Source organism: Tenacibaculum geojense (assembly GCF_042676005.1).
In the GTDB taxonomy this organism is placed as follows: Bacteria; Bacteroidota; Bacteroidia; order Flavobacteriales; family Flavobacteriaceae; genus Polaribacter; species Polaribacter geojense.
In genome coordinates this window covers 1-21,662 of sequence record NZ_JBHTJR010000047.1, presented here as the reverse complement: position 1 = coordinate 21,662, position 21,662 = coordinate 1, and the positions used below count along the sequence as shown (strand labels likewise).

Annotated in this window: 21 protein-coding genes; 10 read left to right on the top strand and 11 right to left on the bottom strand. The window is 30.8% G+C overall.

The window, feature by feature from the left end; genetic code table 11:
• Nucleotides 1-34: 34 nt before the first annotated feature.
• Together ACFQ1U_RS09335 and ACFQ1U_RS09330 are read left to right on the top strand one after the other, a co-directional pair.
• Complete coding sequence (locus tag ACFQ1U_RS09335) at nt 35-502, top strand: hypothetical protein (protein WP_386107635.1); 468 nt, start codon at nt 35-37, stop codon at nt 500-502.
• Nucleotides 503-549: 47 nt separating this feature from the next.
• The gene (locus ACFQ1U_RS09330; protein ID WP_386107633.1) at nt 550-873 is read left to right on the top strand and encodes a hypothetical protein; all 324 of its coding nucleotides are present in this window, start codon (nt 550-552) and stop codon (nt 871-873) included.
• Here ACFQ1U_RS09330 and ACFQ1U_RS09325 read toward each other — a convergent pair.
• Nucleotides 870-2,378 carry a GH3 auxin-responsive promoter family protein gene (locus ACFQ1U_RS09325; RefSeq protein WP_386107631.1) on the bottom strand — a complete coding sequence of 503 codons (1,509 nt, stop codon included), beginning with the start codon at nt 2,376-2,378 and terminating at the stop codon, nt 870-872. The two genes, ACFQ1U_RS09330 and ACFQ1U_RS09325, sit on opposite strands and share 4 nt — an antisense overlap.
• A 55-nt stretch (nt 2,379-2,433) precedes the next feature.
• Between ACFQ1U_RS09325 and ACFQ1U_RS09320 the strand changes: the two genes are divergently transcribed.
• A complete protein-coding gene (locus ACFQ1U_RS09320; RefSeq protein WP_386107629.1) occupies nt 2,434-3,228 on the top strand; it encodes a DUF2797 domain-containing protein in 795 nt (264 codons plus the stop codon).
• Nucleotides 3,229-3,256: 28 nt separating this feature from the next.
• Here ACFQ1U_RS09320 and ACFQ1U_RS09315 read toward each other — a convergent pair whose 3' ends face one another.
• Nucleotides 3,257-5,386 (bottom strand): carboxy terminal-processing peptidase, encoded by a 2,130-nt coding sequence (locus tag ACFQ1U_RS09315; RefSeq protein ID WP_386107627.1) that lies wholly within the window; start codon nt 5,384-5,386, stop codon nt 3,257-3,259.
• Nucleotides 5,387-5,716: 330 nt separating this feature from the next.
• Here ACFQ1U_RS09315 and surE point away from each other — a divergent pair, with 330 nt between their 5' ends.
• The 5 genes from surE to ACFQ1U_RS09290 are packed head-to-tail and all read left to right on the top strand — an operon-like array spanning nt 5,717 to nt 8,881.
• On the top strand, nt 5,717-6,487 hold the full coding sequence (surE, locus tag ACFQ1U_RS09310; protein WP_386107625.1) for a 5'/3'-nucleotidase SurE: 771 nt from the start codon (nt 5,717-5,719) through the stop codon (nt 6,485-6,487).
• Nucleotides 6,475-6,762 (top strand): hypothetical protein, encoded by a 288-nt coding sequence (locus ACFQ1U_RS09305; protein ID WP_386107623.1) that lies wholly within the window; start codon nt 6,475-6,477, stop codon nt 6,760-6,762. The genes surE and ACFQ1U_RS09305 overlap by 13 nt, the downstream gene beginning before the upstream one ends.
• A gap of 3 nt (nt 6,763-6,765) precedes the next feature.
• A complete protein-coding gene (lpxB, locus tag ACFQ1U_RS09300; RefSeq protein ID WP_386107621.1) occupies nt 6,766-7,875 on the top strand; it encodes a lipid-A-disaccharide synthase in 1,110 nt (369 codons plus the stop codon).
• A complete protein-coding gene (locus tag ACFQ1U_RS09295; protein WP_386107619.1) occupies nt 7,875-8,396 on the top strand; it encodes a C40 family peptidase in 522 nt (173 codons plus the stop codon). The genes lpxB and ACFQ1U_RS09295 overlap by 1 nt, the downstream gene beginning before the upstream one ends.
• A gap of 2 nt (nt 8,397-8,398) precedes the next feature.
• On the top strand, nt 8,399-8,881 hold the full coding sequence (locus ACFQ1U_RS09290; protein ID WP_386107617.1) for a C40 family peptidase: 483 nt from the start codon (nt 8,399-8,401) through the stop codon (nt 8,879-8,881).
• A gap of 51 nt (nt 8,882-8,932) precedes the next feature.
• On the opposite strand, the gene obgE is transcribed toward ACFQ1U_RS09290, so the two are convergent.
• The 3 genes from obgE to secDF all read right to left on the bottom strand — a co-directional run bounded on the left by obgE (nt 8,933) and on the right by secDF (nt 14,196).
• Nucleotides 8,933-9,922, bottom strand: coding sequence for a GTPase ObgE (obgE, locus tag ACFQ1U_RS09285; protein ID WP_386107615.1), 990 nt, complete (start codon nt 9,920-9,922; stop codon nt 8,933-8,935).
• A gap of 70 nt (nt 9,923-9,992) precedes the next feature.
• Complete coding sequence (locus ACFQ1U_RS09280) at nt 9,993-11,111, bottom strand: adenylate kinase (protein ID WP_386107613.1); 1,119 nt, start codon at nt 11,109-11,111, stop codon at nt 9,993-9,995.
• A 94-nt stretch (nt 11,112-11,205) separates the two neighbouring features.
• Nucleotides 11,206-14,196, bottom strand: coding sequence for a protein translocase subunit SecDF (gene secDF, locus ACFQ1U_RS09275; protein WP_386107611.1), 2,991 nt, complete (start codon nt 14,194-14,196; stop codon nt 11,206-11,208).
• Between the two features lie 190 nt (nt 14,197-14,386).
• Between secDF and ACFQ1U_RS09270 the strand changes: the two genes are divergently transcribed.
• Nucleotides 14,387-16,054 carry a formate--tetrahydrofolate ligase gene (locus tag ACFQ1U_RS09270; protein WP_386107862.1) on the top strand — a complete coding sequence of 556 codons (1,668 nt, stop codon included), beginning with the start codon at nt 14,387-14,389 and terminating at the stop codon, nt 16,052-16,054.
• Nucleotides 16,041-16,493 carry an SRPBCC family protein gene (locus ACFQ1U_RS09265; protein ID WP_386107609.1) on the top strand — a complete coding sequence of 151 codons (453 nt, stop codon included), beginning with the start codon at nt 16,041-16,043 and terminating at the stop codon, nt 16,491-16,493. Before ACFQ1U_RS09270 ends, ACFQ1U_RS09265 begins: the two co-directional genes overlap by 14 nt.
• On the opposite strand, the gene ACFQ1U_RS09260 is transcribed toward ACFQ1U_RS09265, so the two are convergent.
• The 6 genes from ACFQ1U_RS09260 to thrS all read right to left on the bottom strand — a co-directional run bounded on the left by ACFQ1U_RS09260 (nt 16,486) and on the right by thrS (nt 20,988).
• A complete protein-coding gene (locus tag ACFQ1U_RS09260) occupies nt 16,486-17,010 on the bottom strand; it encodes a hypothetical protein (RefSeq protein WP_386107607.1) in 525 nt (174 codons plus the stop codon). The two genes, ACFQ1U_RS09265 and ACFQ1U_RS09260, sit on opposite strands and share 8 nt — an antisense overlap.
• 75 nt (nt 17,011-17,085) lie before the next feature.
• On the bottom strand, nt 17,086-17,679 hold the full coding sequence (locus ACFQ1U_RS09255) for a hypothetical protein (RefSeq protein WP_386107604.1): 594 nt from the start codon (nt 17,677-17,679) through the stop codon (nt 17,086-17,088).
• An 82-nt stretch (nt 17,680-17,761) separates the two neighbouring features.
• Nucleotides 17,762-18,106 (bottom strand): 50S ribosomal protein L20, encoded by a 345-nt coding sequence (gene rplT, locus ACFQ1U_RS09250; protein ID WP_386107601.1) that lies wholly within the window; start codon nt 18,104-18,106, stop codon nt 17,762-17,764.
• A 93-nt stretch (nt 18,107-18,199) separates the two neighbouring features.
• The gene (gene rpmI, locus ACFQ1U_RS09245; protein ID WP_386107599.1) at nt 18,200-18,397 is read right to left on the bottom strand and encodes a 50S ribosomal protein L35; all 198 of its coding nucleotides are present in this window, start codon (nt 18,395-18,397) and stop codon (nt 18,200-18,202) included.
• 53 nt (nt 18,398-18,450) lie between these two features.
• Entirely contained in the window at nt 18,451-18,969 is a 519-nt protein-coding gene (gene infC, locus ACFQ1U_RS09240; RefSeq protein ID WP_386107860.1) for a translation initiation factor IF-3, read from the bottom strand.
• A 66-nt stretch (nt 18,970-19,035) separates the two neighbouring features.
• Entirely contained in the window at nt 19,036-20,988 is a 1,953-nt protein-coding gene (gene thrS / locus ACFQ1U_RS09235; protein ID WP_386107597.1) for a threonine--tRNA ligase, read from the bottom strand.
• Nucleotides 20,989-21,662 lie beyond the last annotated feature (674 nt).

The window sequence follows — 21,662 nt, the reverse complement described above, 5'->3', positions numbered from 1 at the left end:
AAATTTTGTAATTTTCACTTTAAAATTCATCTAAGTGACTAAAAAAAGTGTCTTTTTCATACTTGTTGTGATATTATCTTCCTGTAGTTTTTTAGAGGCAGATAAAACAAACAATACCATTGTATTAGATACAATTATAGATTTTACGTCCGTTGATTTGTCTCCTGCTTTTTTAAATTGTGAATCGTTAATAGATGATGATAGAACGGTTTGTTTCCGACAAACAATGCAAGATAAAATGACTCTTGGGTTAAAAGATTTATCATTGGTTTTAGAAGATGAGTTACAAGAAACAGTAATGGTTGTTTTAACAATTAACTCAAAAGGAAGTGTTAGTTTAAAAAAGGTGATTTACCCGGTTTATTTTGAAGAAAAAAATATTAGATTTGACCACGCAATTGAAAAAGCAATAGAAAGTTTACCTAAACTAGCTCCAGCAATTAAAAAAGGAATACCAGTTGCCACAGAGTATAAATTACCGGTAAACATAATTGCCAATTAACATATTTACCCCTCACAAAATTTTGAACTATAAAAACTTATATACTTATGAGGGTACTACTCCTGCTATTTTGTTTAGTTTTTTTACAAACAGCTATTTACAGTCAACAAAGAAAAGATACTTGTGAAAAAGAAGAAGATGATGAATTATATGAACTAATTGGAGAGCGAGATGAAGACGTTAAGTGTGAAGTTCAACCTCAATTAGCATCATTATCTGCTATTCAAATTATAAAAAAGAAAAAGCAATCATCTATTCAAAAAACTAGTATAAGGGTTAATAAAAAGCAGCCAAGAAAGAAAAATAAAGCAAAAGTAGCAATTGTGTTAGAGCCCTATAAAGTAAAACCTTTAATGGGGAATTCAATTTAAAGTTGTAAAAGCTCTTCAATAAAATCTCTTTTATTAGAAAGCCTAGGAACCTTGTGTTGTCCTCCTAATTTACCTTTCGTTTTTAACCAAGTGTAAAATAAACCTTCTTTGGCAGCATGAACGGTTGGCATAGCTAAAGTCATATTATTATAGCGTTTGGCTTCATAGTCTGAATTGCAATTTTTTAAAGAGTTATCTAGCATTTCAGTGAAAAAATGAAGGTTGTCTGGAGCTTTCTTAAACTCAATAACCCATTCGTGAGCACCTTTACTTTTACCGTTCATAAAAATAGGAGCTACTGTATAGTCTTTAATAGCGGCATTTGTTTTTTTACATGCAGCCTTTAAAGCTTCTTCAGCATTTTCAATAATAAGTTCTTCTCCAAAAACATTTATATGATGTTTGGTACGTCCAGTAATTTTTACTCTGTAAGGTTTTATAGAGGTAAATTTAACCGTATCACCAATTAAATAACGCCATAAACCACCATTAGTAGTAATAACCACAGCATAGTTAACATCTTTTTTAACTTTAGACAATGGAATGGCTTTGGAGTTTTCACCATCATAACGATCCATAGGAATAAACTCATAAAAAATTCCATAGTCAAGCATAAGTAACAATTCATCCGAATTATTTTTATCTTGGATTGCAAAAAAACCTTCAGAAGCATTATACGTTTCGTAATATCTAAAATCTTCTTTAGGGATTAATTTTTTGTATTGTTCTTTGTAGGGATTAAAGTTTACACCTCCATGAAAGTATACCTCTAAATTTGGCCAAACTTCTAAGATGTTACTTTTCCCCGTTTTTTCTAAAACTCTATTTAATAAAACAAGCATCCAAGAAGGTACGCCGGCTAAACTAGTTATATTCTCATGAATTGTTTCATCAATAATAGCTTCCATTTTAGTTTCCCATTCTCCCATTAAGGCAACTTCTTGCTTAGGAGCTGAGCTATAATCGGCCCAAAAAGGCATGTTTTCTATAATAATTGCAGATAAGTCTCCAAAATAAGTGTCGTTATCTTCATAAACAGCAGAGCTTCCTCCTAAACGAAGACCTTTACCAGTAAAAAGTTTAGCATCTTCATTATTATTAATATACAAGCAAAGCATGTCTTTTCCCGCTTTAAAATGACAACCTTCTAGTGCTTCATCACTAACAGGAATGTATTTACTTTTAGCATTTGTTGTTCCGCTACTTTTAGCAAACCATTTAATTTTAGTTGGCCAAAATAAGTTTTGTTCGCCTGTTCTACATCGTTCTATTAAGGGTTCTATACTTTCGTATTTTTGAATAGGAACCTGGTTAGCAAAGTCTGTATAACTTTCAATAGTATTAAAATTATACGTTTTACCAAATTCTGTGTTTTTAGCAGTGTGTACAAGCTTTAGTAATAATTCATCTTGTACATAAATAGGATATTTTAAAAATAATTCTATTTGATGTTTTCTTTTCTTTAAAAACCAAGAAATGATAGAATTTATAAATTGAAATCGCATATTTTAACCTGCTAATTTGTAAGTTTGTTTTAGCTAAAATAGTAAAATTTACGAGATGCAATATACCGGAGTTTTAAAAAAAATGGATACTGAAATTACAGAGAAAGTTCAGTATTATTTAGATATGAAATCTGATTTTATTAATGTAAATCAGTTGCTAAATAAACAATTAACACTAGATTTTGTTACTTACGAGTGTTTGAATTGCCATTTAGAAAAAGAAATTTACAGACAAGGATTTTGTAAATCTTGTTTTTTTGAAATTCCAACAGCAGGTGATTGGATTATGAAACCTGAATTAAGTAAAGCTCATTTAGATATAGAAGATAGAGATTTAACTTATGAAAAAAAGGTACAATTGCAACCTCATATTGTATATTTAGCAAACTCTAGTGATGTTAAGGTTGGAGTAACCAGAAAAACACAAGTTCCTACTAGATGGATAGATCAAGGAGCTCATGAAGCAATTGAAATAGTTGAGGTACCTAACCGTTATTTAGCAGGTATTACAGAGGTTGCTTTAAAAGAACACGTAGCGGATAAGACTAACTGGAGAACTATGCTAAAGAATGATATAAAAGATGAAAATTTAGTGGAGTGGCGTGAACGTTTGCAAGCTTTTATTCCAGAGGAAGCAAAAGAGTATTATATAGCTAATAATAGTGAAACTAACATAAATTTTCCGGTAGAAAAATATCCAGCAAAACCAAAAAGTTTAAATATTGTAAAAGAGCAGACTTATACAGGTAAACTTGTTGGTATTAAAGGACAATATTTAATATTTGAAGACGAACGTGTTTTTAATGTTAGATCCAACGAAGGTATAGTTATAAACTTAACTATAAATTAAAAAAGCGACCATTTGGTCGCTTTTTTGTTTATTGTTTTAAGGCTAATGAATTTGTATTCATTTTTAATTCGCTTAATACATTTAAGGCTTCGTAAACATATATATCTTTTTTAAGATTTTTATGCCACATTGTTCTTTTATCTTTTAAAGAGCTGTCTTGTGCCAGTATAGGTTGCTCATATTGTGGTGCGGCAAAAGTTAAATCGGATTCAAATTTAAAAATATCTTTAAATTGCTGACCTTCTTCTTTACGTTGTTTATTTTGAAGTTTATAATCAGAATAGTTTAATGAATATAAGTTGTCATCTTGGTTTTTCTTTAACCATTTAGCGTATTCATTAATTGATAAAAACTTAGGGTTGTTATTAATTCGTTGCTTGCTATTGTAAACTACTTCGTTAAAGTTTGTGTATGAATTTGTTCTACTATATTTAGCTTGAGGCACCTTATCCCAAGGTAAAGCACCCTTTAAATCACGTTCACCAAATTCCATGTAACTATATCTGTCTGGCATGGCAATATCTGAGTAAACACCTTCAATTTGTGTTGAACCACCATTAATTCTGTAAAATTTTTGAATGGTCATTTTTAAAGCGCCTAAATCATCTGGATATTTTTTAAGGTAATAGTTTAAAGGTAATACATTTTGAACGGTACCTTTACCATAAGTTTGTTTTCCTCCTACAATTACTCCACGACCATAATCTTGCATTGCCGCGGCAAAGATTTCAGAAGCAGATGCAGACATTTCATTAACCATAACTACTAATGGACCATCCCACTGTACTTTAGGATCAGTATCATTTTTAACTCTAGCAGGTTCGTTTCTGTATTTTACTTGTACAATTGGTCCTTTATCAATAAACAAACCACCAATTTCTATAGCTGTTTTTAAAGATCCTCCTCCGTTACCACGTAAATCAACAATTAATCCCTCTACACCTTCATTTTTTAATCGTTCAATTTCTTGTTCCATATCAGTAGAAGCTGTTCGGCTATTTTTATCGTCAAAATCAATGTAAAACTTAGGTAAATTGATGATACCATATTTTTTACCGTCTTTAACAACAACACTAGATTTTACAAAAGTTTCTTCCAATTCCACTACATCTCTAATAATTGGAATAACCATAATTGATCCGTCTAATTTTTTCTTTACAGTTAATCGAACTTCTGTTCCTTTTTTTCCTTTAATAAATTTAATCGCATCATCTAAACGCATACCTACAATATCTAAAGGTTCTTCATCTCCTTGGGCAACTTTTAAAATTATATCACCTTCTTCTAAATCACCTTGTTTCCAAGCAGGACCGCCAGAAATTAGCTCAACTATTTTGGTGTAAATTCCGTCTTTTTGAAGTCGAGCACCAATTCCTTCTAGTTTTCCTGACATATCTTGATCAAATCTAGATTTAATTCTAGGTGACATATAAGTTGTGTGAGGGTCAAAGGCTGATACCACGCTATTTAAAAAAGTAGAATACCAATCAGAATTTTCAAGTTCTTCTATACGAACATATAAATCATTCATATTTTGAAGTACTTTTTCACGAGCTTCAACTTCTAATTCTTTAAATGATTTTTGTTTTGCTTTTTTATCCTTTTTCTTTTTTTCAATTTGCTGTAGTTCAGCATCTTCAATATTGCTTAAAATTTGAAGTTTCAATTGTTTTCTCCAATAATCAATAAGCTCACTTTCATTTTTTGCAAAAGGAACTTTATCATAATCTAAGTCAATGTTTTCTTTTTTCTTATAGTTAAAAGGTTCTAATAAAAGACTTCTGTATGTAAGTTTGGCAAATTTTATCTTTTCTAAAAAACGATTGTAAACTAAATGATAAAAATCAATGTTAGATTCGTTTAATTGATTGTCTATTTGATATTTATATTTAGAGAATTCTTTTAAATCTTCTTGTGTAAAGTAACGTTTACTAGGGTCTAAGCCATTAATAAACTCATTGTAAACATGCTCAGAAAACTCATCATTTAAATCTTTTTCCACATAATGCCCATGTGTTAAAATATTTTTAAGAATGTAAATAATTACTTTGTCTTTATCATTGTTAACAGCAGCAGTAGATATGTTTTTAGTATTTGCTGAGGTAACAATTGCTAAAAAAAAGATGCTGATTAGTGTTAAAAATTGTTTCGTCTTCATATATCTTCAGTCGTTATATTACTATAAAGTTTACGGGTAGGTAAATGCTAAGCTACTAAAATAATGCCAAATTTTAATGCTTACTCGTTTGTTTTTTAATTAACGTAGATGAATTGTAGTTTATTTTCAATTATTAGTATTAATGGACACCAAATATTGAAAAAACAAAAAACAATAGTTTTAAAATTAATGTGGTAATTATTTGTATCAAAACACTTACTTTTAATCTATTACAAGTTTACAGTTTTATTTATGGTTTTTATCTTTACAAAATGTTAAAAAGCAAGCCGTAGTTTTTAATGTATATTTGTTTAACTAAACTTATTTATAATGTCAGAAAGACCATTAATACTTGTTACTAACGATGATGGAATTACCGCACCAGGTATTAGAATGTTAATTGAAATAATGAATACTATTGGTGATGTTATTGTTGTGGCTCCAGATAGTCCTCAAAGCGGAATGGGTCATGCAATAACAGTTAACAACGTTTTACATTGTAATCCAACAACTGTTGATGATGGACCTCAAATAGAATATAGTTGTTCAGGTACACCAGCCGATTGTGTTAAAATGGCAAAGCATGAAATTTTAAATAGAACACCAGATTTATGTGTTTCTGGAATTAATCATGGAGCAAATTCATCTATCAACGTAATTTATTCAGGAACAATGAGTGCCGCTGTAGAAGCTGGTATGGAAGGAATTCCTGCCATAGGCTTTTCTTTATTAGATTTTGCATGGAATGCAGATTTTAGAGCAGCTAAAGAATATGTAAAAAAGATAGCTTTAAATGTCCTGTTAAACGGTTTGCCTGACGGAGTAGTACTTAATGTTAATATTCCCAAATTAAAAGAAGAAGAAATTAAAGGAGTACGTATTTGTAGACAAGCAAATGGTGTTTGGAAAGAGAGCTTTGATAAACGTAAAAGTCCGTTTGGAAAAGAGTATTATTGGCTTTCAGGAGAGTTTGTAAATAATGATAAAGGTTTAGATACTGATATTTGGGCGTTAGAAAATGGGTATATTTCAGTAGTACCTGTTCAGTTTGATATGACTGCTCATCATGCTATTCAAAAATTAAATACATGGGATTTATAAAAAAAGAAATTTTAATAGGTTTTTTAGTTTCTATTTTTGCCACATCATGTGGCTTTTTTATCTATTTGCAATACTTCTCTAGGTTTGGTTTTTATGAAACACTAAACATGATTAGAGAGTCTGGAGTATTAGGTTCTGTTATTACATTAGCAGCCATTCCTAATTTATTTGTGTTTTTTGTTTACATGAAAAAAAAGCAAGATTACCGAGCAAGAGGTGTAATTCTAGCAACTATTGTTACAGCTATCTTAACAGCATATTTAAAGTTTTTTTAATTAATGAAGTATTATATAATTGCTGGAGAAGCATCTGGAGATTTGCACGGAGCTAATTTAATGAAAGCTTTGTTTAAAGAAGATATTAATGCAGATATTCGATTTTGGGGAGGAGATTTAATGCAAGCTGAAGGTGGAACTATTGTAAGTCATTACAAGGAACGTGCTTTTATGGGGTTTGCAGAAGTTATCATGAATCTTAGGAAAATTTTTGGTTTTATAAAATTTTGTAAAGACGACATAGCTGCCTTTAAACCAGATGCTATAATTTTTATAGATAATTCTGGTTTTAACCTCAGAATAGCTAAATGGGCAAAACAACAAGGTTTTAAAACTAATTATTATATTTCTCCTCAAGTATGGGCAAGTAGAGCAGGTAGAGTTAAGGCAATAAAAAGAGATATAGATAAAATGATGGTAATTCTTCCTTTTGAAGAAGATTTTTATCAGCAATACAATTATAAAGTAAATTTTGTTGGACATCCTTTAATAGACGCCATCGCTAATCGAAAGCAGACTTCTGTAGAAGAATTTAGAGAACAATATAATTTAGGAGCAAAACCAATTATAGCATTATTGCCAGGTAGTAGAAAGCAAGAAATAACAAAAATGTTATCTGTAATGCTTTCAGTGGTTGAAAAGTTTGAAGATTATCAATTTGTGGTTGCCGGGGCACCAAGTCAAACAGATGAGTTTTATCAGCAATTTTTAAAGCAATCCAACGTTACATTTATAGCTAATCAAACGTATAATTTACTAAACATATCTTATGCGGCTATTGTGGCTTCAGGGACAGCAACTTTAGAAACGGCCTTATTTAAAGTACCTCAAGTGGTTTGTTATAAAGGAAGCTGGTTGTCTTATCAAATAGCTAAAAGAATTATCACGTTAGATTATATTTCTTTAGTGAATTTAATTATGAACAAAGAAGTAGTTAAAGAGTTAATACAAAATGATTTTTCTACAGAAAATTTGGTACAAGAATTGCAAAACATAATTGATGGTCCCAAACGTGAACAATTATTTTTAGATTACTTTGAGCTAGAACAAAAGCTTGGAGGTAAAGGAGCTTCTGAAAAAGCAGCAAAATTAATATATGATCAGTTTAGATAATGATACAAAAAGTACTTTTCCCCATTTTAATTACATTGCTATTGGTATCTTGTGGTTCTTCCAAACAAGTTACTTCTTCTCAAAAACGTAAAGTAGTAAAGCGTAATGTTCATAACTCAGAAACAAAAAAAGAAGTTACTGTTGCCGATAAAATAGTTTGGACAGCTGTAACTTACAAAGGAGTTCCGTATAAATATGGAGGAACTACTACTTCAGGTATGGATTGTTCGGGTTTAATTCATACTTCATTTAAAGCTAGAGATGTTTTTATTCCTAGAACTTCTCAACAAATGTATGCACAAGGCGTTCCTATTTCTCTTCGAGAGGTTAGAAGAGGAGATTTACTTTTTTTTAGAACCAAGTATAAAAACGGAAAAGTGAATCATGTAGGTTTGGTAACATCTGTTAAAGGAAATGATATTCAGTTTATTCATTCTACCAGTTCAAGAGGCGTAATTGTAACTTCATTATTAGAAAACTATTGGAAAAGAGCATTTGTTAGGGCAAAAAGAGTTTTATAGTTATGAATAAACGGTTATGGTTAACAGGAGTTATTGTGTGTAGTTTGTTATACATAACTATTAAAATTAATAGCAAGTATAGAGAACTGCCTGTAAAACAACATCAGGTTATTTCTAAGGCTTTACAGTATGAAGGTATTCCTTACAAAGCTGGAGGGACTACATCAAAAGGTATGGACTGTTCTGGTTTAGTCCAAACTTCTTTTAAAAATATAGCTATTCAATTACCAAGATCATCAAAAGCAATGAGTACTGAAGGAGAGAAGGTTTCTATACATGAGGTGGTTGTTGGAGATTTACTTTTTTTTAATATTGACAGACTTCAGGGATCTATCAATCATGTTGGTTTAGTAACTAGTGTTAATGACAATTCTGTTAAGTTTATTCATTCTACAACTAAAAAAGGTGTTATTGTTTCCTCTATGAATGAAAGCTATTGGAGTGATGCTTTTGTAAAAGCGAAACGTATTTTACTATCAGAATAAAAAAAGCAACCTCAATAAGAGATTGCTTCGTTATAATTTTTTAGAATTTAATTAATTCAACATTTTCCATAGTTGATCTTTCAATTCCATTAATCCTACATGAGCTACAGATGATATAAAAACAACATCTACACCTTCTGGAACTTCATTTTTCATTTCTTCTTGTAATTCATCATCTAATAAATCACATTTTGTTATTGCTAGTAACCTTTTTTTATCTAATAACTCTGGATTGTGTTTACGCAATTCATTTAATAAAATTTCGTAATCTTTTTTTACATCCATAGTATCAGCAGGAATCATAAATAATAAGGCCGAATTACGCTCTATATGACGTAAAAAATAATGTCCTAAGCCTTTTCCTTCAGAGGCTCCCTCAATAATTCCAGGAATATCAGCAACCACAAAACTTTGGTGGTTTCGATACTCTACTATACCTAAATTAGGTTTTAATGTAGTAAAAGCATAGTCAGCAATTTTTGGTTTTGCCGCAGTAATTACTGAAAGCAAGGTAGATTTACCAGCATTAGGAAAACCTACTAAACCTACATCTGCCAAAATTTTAAGCTCAATTCTATACCAAGCCTCTTGACCATCTATACCAGGTTGGGCATATCTAGGTGTTTGATTTGTTGAAGATTTAAAATGCCAGTTTCCTTTACCACCTTTACCACCTTCTAGTAATACTATTTCTTCTTCATCGTCTGTTACTTCAAAAAGAATTTTATCCGTATCAGCATCTCGAATTATAGTACCTAATGGTACAGGAATTACAACATCGGCACCATCGCTTCCAGTACTTCTACTCGAGCCACCATCTCCACCATGTTCAGCTTTAAAATGACGTTTAAACTTTAAGTGAAATAATGTCCATAAATTTTTATCACCTTTAATAATAACGTGACCACCGCGTCCACCATCACCACCATCGGGTCCACCTTTGGCAACAAACTTCTCTCGGTGTAAGTGAGCAGAACCTCTTCCGCCTTTACCCGATGAAGCATAAATTTTAATGTAGTCTACAAAATTTCCTTCTGTCATTGGTATTTAGATATACTTCCTGGTTTTATTCAGGAGTTTTTGTTGTATGAATTGTTGAGCTTTTATGCTCTTATAATTTATCAAATACGTTTGATAAACGTTCTGTTATTTCATCTATTGTACCAACACCATCAACGCCATAGAAATTACCTTGCGCTTGGTAAAAATCTTTTAAAATAGCTGTTTTGGTATTGTATTCATTGAAGCGATTTCTAATTTTTTCTTCATCAGTATCATCACTTCTACCGCTAGTTTTACCTCTTTCTAAAATACGCTCAACTAACAAGTCTTCTGGTACTTCTAGGGCTACCATTCCGTTAATACGCTCATTTTTTTCAGCTAAAAAAGCATCTAAAGCCTGAGCTTGAGATTCAGTTCGAGGAAAACCATCAAAAATAAATCCATTTGCATCTGAGTTTTTGTTTACCTCTTCTTTCAACATGTTAATGGTTACTTCATCTGGAACTAAGTCACCAGCATCAATATATTTCTTAGCTAATACTCCTAATTCAGTTTCATTTTTAATGTTGTATCTAAATACATCACCAGTAGAAATATGAACTAAGTTGTATTTTTCTTTTAATAAGGTTGCTTGTGTTCCTTTACCTGCTCCAGGAGGGCCAAATAAAACAATGTTTTTCATTTTTGGTTGTGTTGTTAATTGATAAATTGCGGGTAAGTTTCTTCCTAAACCATCATAATCCAAACCATATCCAACAATAAATTTGTCTTCAATACTTTTACCAATATATTCAATTGGTAATTCTTTTCGATATACATCTGGTTTAAAAAATAAACTTACTATTTTTAATTCTTTAAGATTTTTATGCCTAAAGATTTCATAAATTTCTTGTAGTGTGGTACCAGTATCTATAATATCTTCTAAAATAATTACAGTTTTACCGGTTAAATCTTCATTTACACCTATAAGTTTTTTTACTTCTTCTGAAGATTCAGTACCATTATAAGAAGCTAATTTTACAAAAGAAATTTCACAATCTCCTTTGTATTGTCTAATAAAATCTGAAGCAAACATAAAGCATCCGTTTAAGATTCCTATAAACAAAGGCACTTCATTTTCTGGTAAGTCTTTTTTTACCTGTAAGGCTAATGTTTTAACTATTTCTTGTAGTTCTTTTTCAGAAATTAACTCTTTAAAGTATAAATCGTGAATTTTGGTAATTTTCATAAGGGTGTAAAGATAATCAATAAAAGAAAAAACCGCCTTGTATTACCAAAAAATCAGTAAATACAAAACGGTTAAGTTTATTAAGAGTGTTTTTTTATAGCTCTTCTTTCTCTTCTTTTTTAGTAGTATCAAACATTACAGGAGTTGCAACAAATAATGATGAGTAGGTACCTACTACTACACCAACAATTAATGCAAACATAAATCCTTTAATACTATCTCCTCCAAAGAAGAAAATGGCTAATAATACTAATAAAGTAGTTAACGACGTGTTAATTGTTCTACCTAAAGTACTGTTTAAGGCTTTGTTAACTAGGTTACTAGTTATTTTGTTTTTTCCTTCAGTAAATTCTCTAATTCTATCAAAAATAACCACGGTATCATTTAAAGAGTAACCAACTACCGTTAAAATTGCTGCAATAAACGATTGACCAATTTCCATATCAAATGGCATAACTTTATATAAGATAGAGAACACACCTAATACTACCAAAACATCATGGAATACTGCTGCTACTGCACCAATAGAGAATGACATTTTTCTAAAACGTAATAAGATATATAAAAATACTACAATTAATGATCCTAATACGGCCCATAAGGCAGCTTGTTTAATATCATCGGCAATAGTAGGTTCTACTTTCATATAGCTCATAATTCCGCTACCTTCTTTTTCAAAACCAGGTTTAAAGCTCTCGTAAGTAGTGTCTCCTAAATATGGTTTTAAACCATTAAATAAGGCAGTTTGTACTTGCTCATCAACTTGCTTTCCGTCTTCATCAATTTTGAAAACTGTAGTTATTTTTAGTTGATTTTCGGCACCGTAGGTTTTAACTTCAGGAGCAGTTCCAAAAGCTTCTTTTAAATTATCGGCAACTTCGTTTGCTTTAACTGCATTGTCAAAACGAACGACATAAGAACGACCACCTTTAAAGTCTACCCCTTGCTTTAAGCCTAAAGTAGCCATTGATCCTAAACCGATAACAATTAAAGTACCAGAAATGATATATGCTAATTTACGTTTGCTTAAGAAAGAAATATTAATGTTTTTAAACCAATTTTTAGATAAACCAGTATTAAATGGTAAACTAACACCTTTACTAACAGCACCGTCTACTAATAAACGTGTGATAAAAATAGCTGTAAATAATGAGGTGGCAATACCTACCATTAATGTTAAAGCAAACCCTTTAATAGGACCTGTACCAAATACATAAAGAATAATACCTGTTAATAAAGTAGTAATGTTAGCATCTATAATTGCAGATAATGCACCTTTAATACTAAATCCTTCTTCAACAGCTGCTAATAAACCTTTTCCTGAATCTAAGGCTTCTTTAATTCTTTCAAAAATTATTACGTTAGCATCCACAGACATACCAATAGTTAAAATGATACCTGCAATACCTGGTAACGTTAATACCGAGTTGAAAGATGCTAATATTCCAAAAATAAATAAGATGTTTACAACTAAGGCAATGTTAGCAAATAAACCAGCTCTACCATAGTAAAGGATCATCCATCCTAAAACTAGTAAAATTGCTAAACCAAAAGACCAAATACTTGCGTTGATTGATTCTTGCCCTAAAGATGGTCCAACAACTTCTGATTGAATAATACGAGCAGGTGCAGGTAATTTACCAGCTTTTAAAACAGTAGCGATATCTTGTGCTTCAGCAACAGTCATTTGACCGCCCGAAATTTGTGTTTGACCTCCAGGAATTGGGCCATTAACGGTTGGAGCAGTGTATACATAATCATCTAATACAACAGCAACAAATTTACCAACATTCTCGCTAGTCATTTTAGCCCATTGCTTAGTACCAACTCCATTCATAGACATAGAAACTACAGGCTTACTTAATTGATCATACTCTTGTTTAGCATCAGCAATTACATCCCCCTCAATTGTTGCTTCATCGTTTCTGTTAGATTTTACTGCATACAAACTAATAACTTCAGCAGTACCATCAGTACTTGGATATGCTTTATAATCCCATAAAAATTTAGCGTAACGAATATTGTCTGGTAATAAATTTCTTATTTCTTTATTAGATAATAAGTTATTTACCATTGCTGTATCTTGAACACGAGCGTTTCCTAATACAGGACTAATTTGCTGTTGCGATTGAGCTACATTCGGGAAAAAGTAAGTGAATAAACTTTTTTGTTCGTTATTTACTTTTGTAGAATCTGCTGTTTCACCTAATAAATCATCAATACTATTGTCAGTTTTAGTAGTGTCTTGTGCAGCTTCAGTAGCACTATCATCTTTTAATAACTCAGCAGCTTTTGCGTTAGCAGCAAAGAAAAAGTTTTGGATATCAGCATTTGTAAATACTTCCCAAAATTGTAATTCGGCAGTACTTTGTAATAATTTTTCAACACGATCAATATCTTTAGCACCTGGTAATTCTACTTGAATTCTTCCAGAATTACCAATACGTTGAATACTTGGTTGAACAACTCCAAATTTATCAATACGGCTACGTAATACTTCAAAAGCAGTGTTGATAGAAGTGTTTATTTCTTCTTGTAAAGTCGATTTAACCTGCTCATTAGTTTTGTTGAAGTCTATTTTATCACGTAATTTTTTAGTTCCAAAAATACTTGGATCACTTAATTTAACGCTTCCTTTACTTAAATTTTCAAATTCATTGTAAAATAAATCTAAGTAATTGTCTTGACTGTTTTTTTGAGCCTCATCAGCATTTGCTAAAGCTTGTCTGAAAACAGTATTTTTAGAGTCATTAGATAAACCAATTAAAATATCTTTAACAGATACTTGTAAAATGGCATTAATACCTCCTTTTAAATCTAAACCAAGGTTCATTTCTTTGTCCTTGATGTCATTGTAAGAGTATTGTGTAAAACCTAAGTTTACTACTTCTTTGTTAGCTACACTATCTAAGTATTTTCTTTCATACTTAGCTAATGCTCTACCATTGTTATCTGTAACATTGGCTTTAGCATACTCTTTCGCACTCTTTTCTACCTTATTGGCAAAAAAGGTAAACGATAATTGATAAATACTTACTATTCCAAAAAGAACAGCAAATAATTTAATTAATCCTTTGTTTTGCATTGTAATTAATTTAAATCGACTTTATTTTTTATAACGGGCAAATATAGTATTTCAATAAAACAAAGCCAATTCTTTGCTCATATTTATCTACTTCTAAACAATTTGCAGTAAAATTGTTAACAAATCAAACTATATATCGTAATTTTAATAGTAGAATTTTACAACAAACAACCAGACCTATATGAAACCAATGTCAGATATTGCTATAGCGCAATCTAAACAACTAAAGCATATTAAAGAAATTGCTAAAAAGCTGAATGTTAAAGAAGATGATTTAGAAATGTATGGTAAATACAAAGCTAAATTACCATTAGAGCTTATTAATGAAGAAACTATTGCTAATAATAATTTAGTTTTAGTTACAGCATTAACACCAACTCCTGCTGGAGAAGGAAAAACAACTACCTCCATTGGACTAACAGAAGGCTTAAATAAAATAGGAAAGCAAACAACAGTAGTGTTAAGAGAACCATCTTTAGGACCAGTTTTTGGTATTAAAGGAGGTGCAGCTGGAGGAGGATATTCTCAAGTAGTTCCTATGGAAGATATTAATTTACATTTTACAGGTGATTTTAATGCAGTAGAAAAGGCTAATAATTTACTTTCAGCATTAATAGATAATAATTTACAGAGTAAGGTAAATAATCTAAACATTGATCCTCGTACCATTTTATGGAAACGAGTTATTGATATGAATGATAGGTCTTTAAGAAATATCACTATAGGTTTGGGTGGAACTGCAAATGGAATACCCAGAGAAGATGGTTTTAATATTACACCTGCTTCCGAGGTAATGGCTATTTTATGTATGGCAACTTCATTTGATGATTTAAAAGAAAGATTAGGGAATATTTTTATAGGATTTACTTTTGATAAAAAGCCTGTTTTTGCTAGAGATTTAAAAGCACAAGATGCTATGGCAATTTTATTAAAAGATGCCATTAAACCCAACTTAGTTCAAACTTTAGAAGAAAACCCTGCAATTATTCATGGTGGTCCTTTTGCAAATATAGCACAAGGAACAAATACTATTATTGCTACAAAAATGGGCTTGTCGCTATCTAATTATGTAGTTACAGAAGCAGGTTTTGGTGCCGATTTAGGAGCCGAGAAATTTTTAAATATTAAATCTCAATACGCAAATTTAAACCCTAAATGCGTGGTGTTAGTAGCAACTATTAGGGCGCTTCGTCACCATGGAGGAGCAATAAAAGAAGACTACAATACGCCAGATATTAATAAAGTTGATGATGGTTTTAAGAATTTAGCAAAACATATAGAAAATATTAGAAAGTTTAACATCGAGCCGGTTGTAGCTATTAATGCTTTCACTTCGGATACGGAGGTAGAAATTGAATTAGTTATTAATAAATGTGCTGAGTTAGGAGTTCAAGCAGTTTTAGCTAAAGGATGGGAAAAAGGTGGTGATGGAATGAAGCGATTAGCCGATGCGGTAGTTGATGTTGTTGAAAATAAAGCCAAAAAATTTAAACCTTTGTATAATTGGGAAATGCCTGTTGTTGAAAAAATTGAAAAGATTGCTAAAGAAATTTATGGAGCAAGAGCAGTTGATTTTGATAACAAAGCTAAACTTAATCTAAAAAGAATAGAAGCTTTAGGTTTTAATAATTTTGCGGTTTGCATGGCCAAAACACAAAAATCTTTTTCTGATAACGATAAATTAATAGGAAGACCTGAAGGTTTTACAGTAACAGTTAGAGAAATTGAAATAGCGGCTGGAGCTCAATTTATAATCCCAATACTTGGTAAAATGATGAGAATGCCAGGTTTACCAGCCGTTCCTGCTTCAGAAAATATGAGTATTAATAATAAAGGTTTAATAGATGGACTCTCATAAAGTAAATCCAATAATTGTTTCTAAAAACATAACAGCATCTCCTGAAAGAATTTGGAAAGCCATAACAGATGTAAGTGAAATGAATTTATGGTTTTTTAATAATATTCCTGATTTTAAAGCAGAAATAGGTTTCAAAACATGGTTTATAGTTTCTAATGATGATCGTAAGTTTTATCATTTATGGGAAGTGATTTCAGTAGAAAAAAATGTGTCCATTCATGTAGAATGGACATATCCTGGTTTTGTTAAAGAGCCTTTTTTAGTTGTTTTTTCTCTTAAGTCTGAAAAAATTAACCTCACAAATTTTAGAGTTACGGCTTATGGTATAGAAAAATTTTTACATTTCAATTTACCAGAGTTTACTGTGGAAAGTTGTAAAGGAGGCTGGGAATTTTTTACAGATAATTTAAAGAAATATATAGAAGGTAGTATTAATTAAGAGGTATCATAACCCCAACTTGATATCTATTCACATCAAAATACTCAATACTATTCAAGTCCCTTTGATAGTCTTTAACATTTTTATATAAGAATTCAATCATTATATTTTTTATAGGTATGGTAAAACCAAAATTAAAACTAGGATGTTTAGTACCCAAAGAAACTCCTATTTTTGTATAGTAAAAGGGACGTAAGTAAAAACTTATTTTTGGCTGAAAAATTGGGCTATCAAAACTTGTTATCACTGTATCAAAACCTACAGAGATTTCGGGTGCACTAAATAATAAAATTAAGTTAGAGAATAAGCAACTACCTATTGAAGTGTTATTGCCACATGGGCTAATATTTCCAAATGAATTAAAATAATAAGAAACTTCATTGCCTAATATTAAGTTAGATGTTGGAGCAGGAGAGTAAAAGCTAATCGCACTTTTTGCAAAAAATTGATGTTTTTTTTGAGCATGACCAGTTAATGTAATTAGTAGTCCTAAAGTAAGTAGTAGTTTTTTGTTCATAGTTTTTTTGTTTTTTACTATTCATCAAATTACATACCAAAAAAAAGAGCAACTTTTAGAAAAGTTGCTCTTTTTTTAAATACCACGTTGTTTATTTATTTCATCTTGAAGTTGTCTTCTTAATTTTTGTTCACGCTCAATAGCTTTTTTTCTATGTAGCTCAAATTCTTCTTCAACTTCGGATAAGTCTTTTTTAGCTTTTTTTGTAGCACTTAAACTATTTTTAAATTGAAAAATAAAAAAGAACAAACCAACTAGTAAGCCCAAAATAATTCCCCATACAATAGTGTTGTATGAAGTTTTTGTAAGTTGAATTCCTATAAAAGCAATCTTATCCTCCTTACCAATGGCTGTGTTTAAGTTATTGTTTAAACCTTCAATTTTATTATTAAGCTCAGTAATTGTTTTTTCGTGTGTATTAATAACATTTTGCTTCTCTTCAATATCTTTCTTTAAAGCCTTAACACTATCTATTATGTTTTCTTGTAATTTTAAAAAACTTGTTTTTTTAATTACTTTGTAAACTTGATAACTACCAGATTTTTTATAAGTTTTTACAAATTGGTTTTCTATAGTATTAGGTAAAGAATCTAAATACTTTTTAGAGTTGGTTTGCGAAAAAATTGTTGTAGTTAATAATAGTGTAATTAGTAAGTTGATATATCTCATTGTTTTTATAACAGATTTTAATTAGTATTAAAAAAACCCAAACGTAAAGTTTGGGTTTTTAGTATAAGCAAGGTTATTAAACTTATTTTACTGTATCTACAATTGCCTTAAAAGCTTCTGGATTGTTCATTGCTAAATCAGCTAAAACCTTACGGTTTAACTCGATGTTATTAGCTTTTACTTTACCCATAAACTGTGAATAAGACATTCCGTACTGACGTGCACCAGCGTTAATACGCTGAATCCATAATGAACGGAAGTTTCTCTTATTGTTTTTACGGTCACGGTATGCATAAAGCATTCCTTTTTCAACCGCATTTTTTGCTACTGTGTAAACGTTTTTTCTACGTCCAAAGTAACCTTTTGCTTGCTTCAAGATTTTTTTTCTTCTATTTCTTGAAGCCACTGAATTTACTGATCTTGGCATAATTTTAATTTTTTTGTAGTAGGCGACTTGCTTAAAAGTGCTTTTTTTAGGCCTAACTCCACGGTTAATAATTAATTCCCGAGCTAACAGTTATTATTTTAATAATAATTGTTGCTTAATGTTACCCTCGTCAGACTTGTGTACTAACGTAGAGTGTGTTAATGCTAACTTACGTTTTTTAGACTTCTTTGTTAAGATATGACTTTTAAACGCGTGTTTTCTTTTAATCTTTCCAGTACCAGTTAACTTGAAACGTTTCTTAGCACTAGATTTTGTTTTCATTTTAGGCATCTTAGCTTATCGTTTTTATCTTGCTTATATTATTGTAATCAGTGTAAACTGTGTTATTTTACTTTTTTAGGTGCAATAAACATAGTCATACGTTTACCTTCTAATTTAGGCATTTGTTCTACCTTACCATATTCTTCTAATTCTTGAGCTAAACGTAATAATAAAATTTGTCCTTGCTCTTTGAATACAATAGATCTACCCTTAAAGAAAACGTATGCTTTTAATTTAGCGCCGTCTTTTAAAAACTTAACAGCATGCTTTTTCTTAAACTCATAGTCATGGTCATCTGTTTGAGGTCCAAAACGAATTTCTTTAATAGTAACCTTGGTAGCTTTAGCTTTTAAGGCCTTATCTCGTTTCTTTTGTTCGTATAAAAATTTCTTGTAGTCAATAATTTTACAAACAGGAGGTTGAGCTTTAGGAGAAATTTCTACTAAATCTAACTCTAATTCTCTAGCTAAACCTTTTGCTTTAGCTAAAGGATATACTCCTACTTCAACATTATCGCCTACTAAACGAACTTCATCAACATATTTAATTTTTTCATTAATTCTATGTTGATCTTCTTTAATGACTCTTGCGGGTCTTCTTCCGCCTCTTCTTTTAATTGCTATGACTTATAAATTTTTAGTTAATATTTAATTATTTGTGTTAAAAGGAACTAATGTTTTTTTAATTTCTTTCTCAATTAAAGAAATAAATTCTTCGATACTAAATGTTCCTAAATCACCTTCACCGTGTTTTCTTACAGATACCGTGCCATCTTGTTCTTCTTTTTCTCCAACAATGACCATAAATGGAATCTTATTAACTTCGGCGTCTCTAATCTTTCTTCCTGTTTTCTCGCTTCGGTTATCTATTAGGGCGCGAATTTCGGAATTTTCTAACAAAGTTAAAACTTTTTCGCTATATTTTTGATATTTCTCACTGATTGGCAGTACAATAACCTGCTCTGGCGTTAACCAAAGTGGGAAATTACCTCCAGTATGCTCTAAAAGTACGGCTATAAATCGTTCCATTGATCCAAAAGGAGCTCTATGAATCATAACAGGACGATGTAATTCATTGTCGCTGCCTTTGTAGTGTAAATCGAAACGTTCTGGTAAATTATAATCTACTTGAATAGTACCTAATTGCCAGCTTCTTCCAAGGGCATCTTTTACCATAAAGTCTAATTTAGGTCCGTAAAAAGCAGCTTCTCCAGCTTCAATAACATAATCTAAACCTTTGTCTTTAGCAGCATTTATAATTGCTTGCTCTGCTTTTTCCCAATTTTCAACTTGACCAATATATTTGTCGGGATTTTCTAAATCCCTTACAGATACCTGAGCTGTAAAATCTTTAAATCCTAAAGATCCAAATACATATAATACTAAATCGATTACATTTTTAAATTCACTATCTAGTTGATCAGGAGTACAAAAAATATGAGCATCATCTTGAGTAAATCCACGTACACGAGTTAACCCATGAAGTTCACCACTTTGTTCGTATCTATATACCGTACCAAACTCAGCAAATCTTTTTGGTAAATCTTTATATGAATAAGGTTTGTGATTGTAAACTTCACAATGATGAGGACAGTTCATAGGTTTTAATAAAAACTCTTCATCATCTTTTGGAGTTGTTATAGGTTGAAAACTATCTTCACCATATTTAGCATAGTGTCCAGATGTCACATATAATTCTTTCTGACCAATATGTGGAGTCATTACCATTTCATAGCCAGCCTTTTTTTGTGCAGCTTTTAAAAAGTCTTCCAGTCTGCCTCTTAATGCAGCACCTTTAGGTAGCCATAAAGGTAAACCTTGACCAACTTTTTGAGAAAAAGTAAACAACTCTAACTCTTTACCTAATTTTCTATGATCTCTTTTCTTAGCCTCTTCTAATAATTCTAAATATTCAGTTAGTTGTTTTTGTTTAGGAAAAGATATACCATATACACGAGTTAACTGATTGTTTTTTTCGTCACCACGCCAATACGCCCCAGCGACGTTCATGATTTTTATAGCTTTGATAATGCCTGTATGTGGTATATGTCCACCACGGCATAAATCTGTAAAATCACTATGATCACAAAATGTGATATCTCCATCTTGTAATCCTTCTATTAACTCAACTTTATATTCGTTGTTTCTTTCTTTATAATAAGCTAAAGCATCTGCTTTAGAAATAGAGCGTATTTTAAATTCAGCTTTTTCTCTTGCGCGTTCTAAAAATTTCTTTTCAATTTTAGAAAAGTCTTTTTCAGAAATAGCTTCTTCACCAAAATCAACATCATAATAAAACCCGTTGTCAATAGCAGGTCCAATAGTTAATTTAGCATTAGGGTAGAAATCTAAAATTGCTTGAGCCAAAACATGGGCAGAAGAATGCCAAAATGCTTTTTTACCCTCGGGAGCATCAAATGTAAATAAGGTTAACTCACCATCTTTAGTTAAAGGGGTGGTCGTTTCTACAGTCTGGTTGTTAAAACTAGCAGAAATAACATTTCTAGCTAAACCTTCACTAATACTTCTAGCTACATCCATAGGAGTGCTATTCATTTCAAATTCTCTGACGCTGCCGTCTGGTAATGTAATTTTAATCATTATATAGATATGTATATTAAACTTATTTCCCTACAAGTGGAAATTTAGAAGCGCAAAGATATTGTAAAAGCAAATCTTGTACAATATATATGTATGTATTTTATAATATATTAATATGACGAATAGTTTTTATGTATTAGGATGTTTTTAATATCAATATATAATTAGTTATTTAGCAATTTGTGATATTGTATGGTGTTCTCATACTGTATTTATTAAGTTGTAAAAAAACTTTGTCATGTAAAGTGTTGTTTAGCAAGTGATTGTTGATTGTTTTAAAAAAAGATTAAGAAAAGGTGTTGTTATATTAAAAAGAGGTTGTATATTTGCACCCGCAAACGGGGAAACGCAGTAGTAAAAACGTTTGAAAGTTCATTAACAGATTGTAAAAATAGCTTTAGGGTAAGGTTGAAAAATACTTTACTTTTTTCTTGTTTAGAATAAAATAAAGCTAGTATATTTGCAGTCCGTTTTTAGGACGGTTGTTCATTAAAATAATGTGGGGTTAGATTTAAAAATCTTAAGGAAAAAAAGGAATAAATATTAAAAATAATATTTGTCAGATTAAATTAAGTTTCTATCTTTGCGTCCGCTTAAACAGAGTGGTTACGAAATAAAAATCTTGGAGTGTTTGAGAGAGCATCTAGTTCGATTCTAGAATTTTTACAAGAGGA

What these genes read in the sequence shown, in the direction of transcription:
- ACFQ1U_RS09270 (WP_386107862.1), top strand. Translation starts at nt 14,387, where the DNA reads ATGTCAGATATTGCTATAGCGCAATCTAAACAACTAAAGCATATTAAA.
- rpmI (WP_386107599.1), bottom strand. Translation starts at nt 18,397, where the DNA reads ATGCCTAAAATGAAAACAAAATCTAGTGCTAAGAAACGTTTCAAGTTA.
- ACFQ1U_RS09280 (WP_386107613.1), bottom strand. Translation starts at nt 11,111, where the DNA reads ATGAAAATTACCAAAATTCACGATTTATACTTTAAAGAGTTAATTTCT.
- ACFQ1U_RS09255 (WP_386107604.1), bottom strand. Translation starts at nt 17,679, where the DNA reads ATGAGATATATCAACTTACTAATTACACTATTATTAACTACAACAATT.
- lpxB (WP_386107621.1), top strand. Translation starts at nt 6,766, where the DNA reads ATGAAGTATTATATAATTGCTGGAGAAGCATCTGGAGATTTGCACGGA.
- ACFQ1U_RS09330 (WP_386107633.1), top strand. Translation starts at nt 550, where the DNA reads ATGAGGGTACTACTCCTGCTATTTTGTTTAGTTTTTTTACAAACAGCT.
- ACFQ1U_RS09295 (WP_386107619.1), top strand. Translation starts at nt 7,875, where the DNA reads ATGATACAAAAAGTACTTTTCCCCATTTTAATTACATTGCTATTGGTA.
- obgE (WP_386107615.1), bottom strand. Translation starts at nt 9,922, where the DNA reads ATGACAGAAGGAAATTTTGTAGACTACATTAAAATTTATGCTTCATCG.
- ACFQ1U_RS09315 (WP_386107627.1), bottom strand. Translation starts at nt 5,386, where the DNA reads ATGAAGACGAAACAATTTTTAACACTAATCAGCATCTTTTTTTTAGCA.
- ACFQ1U_RS09290 (WP_386107617.1), top strand. Translation starts at nt 8,399, where the DNA reads ATGAATAAACGGTTATGGTTAACAGGAGTTATTGTGTGTAGTTTGTTA.
- thrS (WP_386107597.1), bottom strand. Translation starts at nt 20,988, where the DNA reads ATGATTAAAATTACATTACCAGACGGCAGCGTCAGAGAATTTGAAATG.
- rplT (WP_386107601.1), bottom strand. Translation starts at nt 18,106, where the DNA reads ATGCCAAGATCAGTAAATTCAGTGGCTTCAAGAAATAGAAGAAAAAAA.
- ACFQ1U_RS09320 (WP_386107629.1), top strand. Translation starts at nt 2,434, where the DNA reads ATGCAATATACCGGAGTTTTAAAAAAAATGGATACTGAAATTACAGAG.
- surE (WP_386107625.1), top strand. Translation starts at nt 5,717, where the DNA reads ATGTCAGAAAGACCATTAATACTTGTTACTAACGATGATGGAATTACC.
- ACFQ1U_RS09265 (WP_386107609.1), top strand. Translation starts at nt 16,041, where the DNA reads ATGGACTCTCATAAAGTAAATCCAATAATTGTTTCTAAAAACATAACA.
- ACFQ1U_RS09260 (WP_386107607.1), bottom strand. Translation starts at nt 17,010, where the DNA reads ATGAACAAAAAACTACTACTTACTTTAGGACTACTAATTACATTAACT.
- ACFQ1U_RS09325 (WP_386107631.1), bottom strand. Translation starts at nt 2,378, where the DNA reads ATGCGATTTCAATTTATAAATTCTATCATTTCTTGGTTTTTAAAGAAA.
- ACFQ1U_RS09305 (WP_386107623.1), top strand. Translation starts at nt 6,475, where the DNA reads ATGGGATTTATAAAAAAAGAAATTTTAATAGGTTTTTTAGTTTCTATT.
- secDF (WP_386107611.1), bottom strand. Translation starts at nt 14,196, where the DNA reads ATGCAAAACAAAGGATTAATTAAATTATTTGCTGTTCTTTTTGGAATA.